Origin of the sequence: Methylobacterium soli (assembly GCF_008806385.1) — a bacterium.
Taxonomy (GTDB): domain Bacteria; phylum Pseudomonadota; class Alphaproteobacteria; order Rhizobiales; family Beijerinckiaceae; genus Methylobacterium; species Methylobacterium soli.
In genome coordinates this window covers 2,302-7,973 of sequence record NZ_VZZK01000085.1, presented here as the reverse complement: position 1 = coordinate 7,973, position 5,672 = coordinate 2,302, and the positions used below count along the sequence as shown (strand labels likewise).

6 protein-coding genes are annotated in these 5,672 nt (G+C 62.3%); 3 read left to right on the top strand and 3 right to left on the bottom strand.

Going from position 1 to position 5,672, the window contains the following annotated elements; genetic code table 11:
* Nucleotides 1-992: 992 nt before the first annotated feature.
* The 3 genes from F6X53_RS31545 to F6X53_RS31535 all read right to left on the bottom strand — a co-directional run bounded on the left by F6X53_RS31545 (nucleotide 993) and on the right by F6X53_RS31535 (nucleotide 3,587).
* Nucleotides 993-1,985, bottom strand: a complete 993-nt coding sequence (locus tag F6X53_RS31545; RefSeq protein ID WP_151005816.1) for a catalase family peroxidase — start codon at nucleotides 1,983-1,985, stop codon at nucleotides 993-995.
* Between the two features lie 470 nt (nucleotides 1,986-2,455).
* On the bottom strand, nucleotides 2,456-2,830 hold the full coding sequence (locus F6X53_RS31540; protein WP_151005814.1) for a tautomerase family protein: 375 nt from the start codon (nucleotides 2,828-2,830) through the stop codon (nucleotides 2,456-2,458).
* Between the two features lie 58 nt (nucleotides 2,831-2,888).
* Nucleotides 2,889-3,587 carry a glutathione S-transferase family protein gene (locus F6X53_RS31535; protein WP_151005812.1) on the bottom strand — a complete coding sequence of 233 codons (699 nt, stop codon included), beginning with the start codon at nucleotides 3,585-3,587 and terminating at the stop codon, nucleotides 2,889-2,891.
* 114 nt (nucleotides 3,588-3,701) lie between these two features.
* Here F6X53_RS31535 and F6X53_RS31530 point away from each other — a divergent pair, with 114 nt between their 5' ends.
* The 3 genes from F6X53_RS31530 to F6X53_RS31520 all read left to right on the top strand — a co-directional run.
* Nucleotides 3,702-4,277 (top strand): TetR/AcrR family transcriptional regulator, encoded by a 576-nt coding sequence (locus F6X53_RS31530; RefSeq protein WP_151005810.1) that lies wholly within the window; start codon nucleotides 3,702-3,704, stop codon nucleotides 4,275-4,277.
* Nucleotides 4,278-4,846: 569 nt separating this feature from the next.
* Nucleotides 4,847-5,050 carry a ribbon-helix-helix domain-containing protein gene (locus F6X53_RS31525; RefSeq protein WP_151005808.1) on the top strand — a complete coding sequence of 68 codons (204 nt, stop codon included), beginning with the start codon at nucleotides 4,847-4,849 and terminating at the stop codon, nucleotides 5,048-5,050.
* 4 nt (nucleotides 5,051-5,054) lie between these two features.
* A partial coding sequence (locus F6X53_RS31520; protein WP_191971087.1) for a PAS domain-containing protein occupies nucleotides 5,055-5,672 on the top strand: 618 nt, incomplete at its 3' end.

Genomic DNA, 5,672 nt, shown 5'->3' with positions numbered 1-5,672 from the left:
GCATCAACGGCCAAACACCCATCAGCCGCCTCCGCCTCACCGAGGACAACCTGTTGACACTCTACAGCTAGGTTAGCGAGATGACGAGCCGGAGCCGCTGGTTCCAGCGCCGCTGCCGCTCTTCGTCGTATTGCCACCGGTCGAGCCGGTGGTGCCGCTCTTCATTTCATGGCCTGGAACATAGCCAGAGGCCCCCGGGGAGCCTGCTTTGCTGCCGCGGTCCTGCATTTCGTGCCCCGGAGAGTTGCTGGATGCGCCAGGGCCGCTCTTCGTAGCCTCGGTGGCGAAAGCGGCGCCAGTGAGGGCGAGGGTCGCTGCAAGCGTGACAATCGTGCGCTTCATAACGTCATTTTTCCGGTGTTGTGGTTCCAGGCGACCCAAACGTGGTCCTGCCCAAGACCGTTCCGGGGAAGTTTGGGGCGCGCAGCCGGCTTTCTTCCACTACGAAGCACCGCACCGATCTGAGCGGCGCTCCTGAGCTATCCCAAGACCAACGGCCACCTGCTCCTAGAGGCTTGCGGCAGCGTGCCAAGGGACAAGCAAAGCGATCTCGTGGCCATCCGGAACGCCCTCCGGCAGACCTTGTTGGTCCGGCAAGGCAGCGTTCTCGTTCTGCCAGAGCCAACATCGGAGGCAACATGAGAGCGGGCATTCGCGCACCCTTGCTCGCAGCCGGGATCCTCACAAGCATCGCAGGGATTGCCCTTGCTGAAGGCGCTGCAGGCAAAGGTGCAGGAGCCGGGCAGGCCAGAGGCGGTGGCGACGTCGGCGCTCCTACGGAAAGCATGGGAGCTGGCGGAATGACCGGCACAGGAGCCACCAAGGACAGCGCCCGCACCGGCACAGGCGGGAGCAATTCAACCACGGGCAGCGCCGGGTCTCCGGGCACGTCTCATGGCAACAGCTCGGCCGCTCCAGCCCCCGGCACGACTCGCTGAGCGATAGGCTGGGGCGAACGCGTCGTCAAAACGAGCTCGGTCGAACGCCCCTCGTCATTGCGAGCGTCGGCCGAACGAGACCGCGTAGGCTTGTACACGGGCGTCGATCAACGGATCGTCCGAGACCTCGATCCCGTCGGTGAGCGCGTTCTGCATGAACAGCAGCGCCTTCTCGGCCTCCGCGCTGTCCGGCACGGCCTTCGTCACCGTCAGGGTGCCGAGATCAATCGTCTTGCGATCATCTGGCCAAGGCGTCGTGGCGTCGTTCGTCGGGTCGCCGGGATCGGCGAGCTGAGCCAGCACCCGGAAGCTCGTCGGCTCCTTCATAAGACGAGGGCCGATCTCCTCCATCAGGTAATTCGGCTCGCGCTTGGACACTTCCTCGGGCGTCAGGATCTCCTCGCCACCAGCGGGCACAAAGCGGTACCGGAATGGCTGCCGCTTGCCGTCCTTGTCGACGAAGATGAAGGCGTTGACGCCGTTGTACATCTGGCGGGCAAAGCTCGACGGGGTCTTTGCTGTCTTGCCCGCCGTCGCGGCTGCTGGATGGGTGGCGGCGAAGCGCTCGAGCGCGGTCGGGTGCGCGGCGTCCGGCCCGCTCTCCGCGGCCGCCCTCAGCAGGCCGCGGAACTCCTCGCCGGTGGCGACAGGGAAGAACTTGAGGGCGTTGACGACGACGTCCATCTCCGCGCCGTCGCTCAGCTTGAACTTCAGGGCCATGCCATGCGGGTTGGCGTTGGCCGCGCCATCCGAGATGGTGGGTATGCCGGTCGCGTCCGAGAAGCGGATCGTCGCCGGCACAGCGGGGCCTTGGAACAGAGATGCCTTGCTGATCTTCGCCGCCTCGGCCGAAGGCGTGAAGCTGCCCTCGGCCACGACGCCTTTGGCGTGGTTGGCCCGGATGCCCGCATGCTTGTCGAACAGCTTGTTCATGGCGTCGATGGTCTGCTCAGCGGTCGAGGGATCCTCGGCTAATGCTGGGATGCTGGTCGTGAGAGCGAGGGCGACCCCGAGCACGAAGGCGCGCCCGATCTTTGCATGCGGCATGAGGATCCTCCCGGCGGCCTCGGTTCTCAGTCGCGAGGCTGACCAGCTCGTTAAGGCCGCTTCGTTCAGCGTACAACTGAGTGCTTCGGGTACACAGCCTAGATCAGGACCTGCGCCCTCTGCATAGCGATCCGTTGTAGGGAATCCGACCGAAAACCCGACAGGCCGATTGGGGCGCACGTGTCGAGCGTGATGCGCTCCGCACGTGTCGGAAAACCCTGTAAGAAAATCAAATGTCCGGAAAACGCTCGTGACCGGAAGCTCCTCTCGTGCGCCGTTAAGGTCTGGAAGGGGTCATTTTGACGCATCCGCCCGAGCCACAACGAACGTCCGCCTCTCCGCTTGGGATGCGGGAAGCAGGCCGGCAGCTTGCGACCCACGCCAGTAGTTGCGGTAACCGTCGGCGCTTCCCCAACGCGGTCATTAATCTGCGGCCCTGCAGTTGTGGGCCGAGGTGATCTCGGAAGTCGTTACCACGGCTGACCGTCACCGAACGACCAATCCTCCTTGTCGACAAAAACCATGTTGATCATGATGTCGTCAGGTCGAACCCCCAGCTTCGATTTCAGCTCATCGGCAACGAAACGATAGAAAGCGAACTTGGTGTCCTTCTTGTTGCCGACGGTGCTCGTCACCTGGATCAAGATGAAGTCTGGCGACCGGCTGAAGCCAAGAAATTGCGGATCGTATATAAGATTGTCTGCCGTGTGCTCGCCAATGACCACAAAGCGGTCGCCATCGGGTGCTTTGAGGACATCGACGATGCCCCGGTAGACGATGTCCGCCACGTCAGCGCGGTACTCGGGGGGCTTCCCCTGGATCAGATCGATACGTGCAAAAGGCATGATGATCTCCTCGGGCAGAATTGCGGTCGGACCCCGGCCGGGACCGACCGCTGGGCGCTCACGTCCGGGTGTCGATCTCCGGCACACCGCTGCTCCGGTCGGCATAGGCAGCGATGAAGGTCGGACGGGTCTGCCAACGCTGCCAGAAGGCATCGAGATGTTCGAAGCGCTCATCGAGCGGAGTGGCGTTGACCGGGAACTTGGAGAACGCGATGGCTGTCGCCAACGTGATGTCCGAGAACGTCAGCTGATCGCCCCCCAGAAGCCACGCGCGGCCGTCGGAGAGATGCCGGTCGACGAGGCCGGCATGCGCTAGTGCCACCTTGCGGGAGTGCTCGCCCCAGGCCGGATTGCTGGTCAGTTCGAGCTTCGGGCCCAGACCCTGATGCAGGACATGGAATGCGGTGACGATGGGATAGAGGATGTGGACCCACACCCGGTTGTCCCACATCTGATCGAGGCCACGCTCGTGCGCCGTCTTCCCCATGATCTTGCGGCCTTCGAACGCGTCATCGAGATAGCGGGCGATGGCGGAGGTCTCACTGAGGTAAGAGCCGTCGGCGAGCGCGAGCGTCGGTGTCTCGCCCCAAGCGTTCATCTTCAGGTGTTTCCAACCCCGCTGCTCGCCCACCGGTGACATGTCGTAGATCGTCTCGTCGAAGTGATCGGCGATGCCCTTCTCGTGCATGAAGATCCGCAGGCGCTGCGGGTTGGGGAAGGCCGAGGGAGAGGTGAAGAGCTTGAGCTTGTCGGACATCGTCGTCTCGCTACCCTGAAGAGTTTGCCTGTCTGTCAGATGACAGGCAACAAGCTAAGACGAACGCCTTGTGTCGTCAACCCCTGTCTGCCATATGACAGGTGGAGGTTGAGAATGGCAGCGACGTTGAAGAGGGATGTGCGCGAGGCGATCCTCGTGGCCGCGAGGGAAGCAGCGATGGCCTATGGCTACGGCGGCATCAACTTCCGTGATCTCGCGGAGGCCGTCGGTATCAAGGCCGCGAGCATCAACTACTACTTTGCCAATAAGGCTATCCTCGGTGAGGCGGTTGCACGCCGTTATTGGGAAGACATTGCCCGCGATCTTGAAGCTATTTCAGCAAATGCGCAAAGCCCGATGGAAGCGTTGCAGCGATACCCTGGCATTTTTCGCCTATCCCTGGAGCGTAACAATCGTATGTGCCTCAGCAGCTTCATGGCGACAGAATATGACGCGTTGCCTGAGCAGGTTTTGAAGGAGGTCCAGTCTTTTGCCGACGTCAATACGGCTTGGCTACGCGAGCAGCTAGTTGCTGCAAAGCTAGTTGAGCCGAAGGACGGCGAGATGAGAGCGCGCGCCATCTATGCTGCTGTAGCCGGAGCTCAGATCATCGCTCGAAGCCGGTCAGATATAAATCTGTTCGACTCGTTGGTCAGGAGCTATCAAGAGGCAGGCCTCCTGCCGAACTGATCAAAAGCGCGCACGAAGACAAGGTCCGCTTCCGCGCTTTGCCAACCGTAAGCAGACCGGCGGAAAACCACCCAAAACGGACATATGTCCTATCAGCTCGAATGTCGGGTATTCGACCGGACACTGTTGGCGAATTCACCTCAGGACCTGCCAAGGTTGCCGCCACGCTCCGCGATTGGGCAGCTTGCCCTCGCGGCTCAGCACTACAAGGCCGACCTCAGGACGCGGTTGAAGTGGCAATCCCGAATTCGCCAACAGTGTCCGACCGTTTTACCGACAAACACGATCGGCTGTTATCGACCCTTACCAGGCCTGGGGAACGCCCCCTTACTGGCGCTTGACGGAGCAGCCTTCAGCGACTGGACGGGTGGATTTCGGCCCGGCTTCGATCAGCCGCATGATGGCCGAAGTGGACGCCGAGGCCGCCTCGTTCCAGGGCAGTCCTATGACGCCGCATGGGACATGCCATGCGCAAGGTCCTGGTGGACGGCATCAGTTCTGAACCTGAGTTTGCTTTTTGGTGGTTCGGAAGGAAACACCTTGGACATCGGATGTGGTAGGGGGCGGACATGCCCGCCAAACATTCTCGCCACATCGCGCTGACGGAACCGCTGGCTGCCTGGATCGACAGCCAGGTGGCCAAGGGGGAGTACACCTCAACCAGCGACCTCATCCCCACGGCCATTCGGGTGTTGCGCTCGAAGGATGAGGGTAGGGCCATCGATCAGCCCGTGCCCTCTCTGCAGCCGCCGCGCGGCCGGCGCTTGGCCTAAGTCCATGATTGCGGAGACTTCGGCCTTCACCGGCGGCGGCACCATGGGTGTGCTCATGCGTGCCTACGACTGGTCGCGTACATCCTTGGGACCGCAGGAGCATTGGTCGCAATCGCTCCTGGCCCTTGTGCGGGTGATGCTGAACTCGCGGCAGCCGATGTTCATCTGCTGGGGTGTCGACCGGACCCTGGTCTACAACGATACCTACGCACCCATGCTCGGTGAACGCCACCCCGCAGCCCTCGGCCGCCCGTTCTTCGAGACCTGGCCTGAGGTGCAGGATGAGGTGGGTGCTCTGATGGATCGCGTGTTCGCGGGCGATCCCGTGCACATGGACGATCTTCAGCTCACCCTTCACCGCAGCGGCTACCCGGAAGAGACGCACTTCGCCTTCTCCTACACCCCCGTACCCGGGGATGACGGCGTCATTGTTGGCCTGTTCTGCGCCTGCACCGAGACCACCAACCGCGTGACCGCCGAGCGTCGGCAAGTCGCAGAAGCTCAACGCGAACGCGACCGCTTGTTCGAGATGAGCCGCGACCTCTTCGGAGTTGCCACCTTCGATGGCTATCTGACGTCGATCAACCCGGCATGGTCCCGACAGCTCGGACGCCCGGATGCA

What these genes read in the sequence shown, in the direction of transcription:
- F6X53_RS31545 (WP_151005816.1), bottom strand. Translation starts at nt 1,985, where the DNA reads ATGCCGCATGCAAAGATCGGGCGCGCCTTCGTGCTCGGGGTCGCCCTC.
- F6X53_RS31540 (WP_151005814.1), bottom strand. Translation starts at nt 2,830, where the DNA reads ATGCCTTTTGCACGTATCGATCTGATCCAGGGGAAGCCCCCCGAGTAC.
- F6X53_RS31535 (WP_151005812.1), bottom strand. Translation starts at nt 3,587, where the DNA reads ATGTCCGACAAGCTCAAGCTCTTCACCTCTCCCTCGGCCTTCCCCAAC.
- F6X53_RS31530 (WP_151005810.1), top strand. Translation starts at nt 3,702, where the DNA reads ATGGCAGCGACGTTGAAGAGGGATGTGCGCGAGGCGATCCTCGTGGCC.
- F6X53_RS31525 (WP_151005808.1), top strand. Translation starts at nt 4,847, where the DNA reads ATGCCCGCCAAACATTCTCGCCACATCGCGCTGACGGAACCGCTGGCT.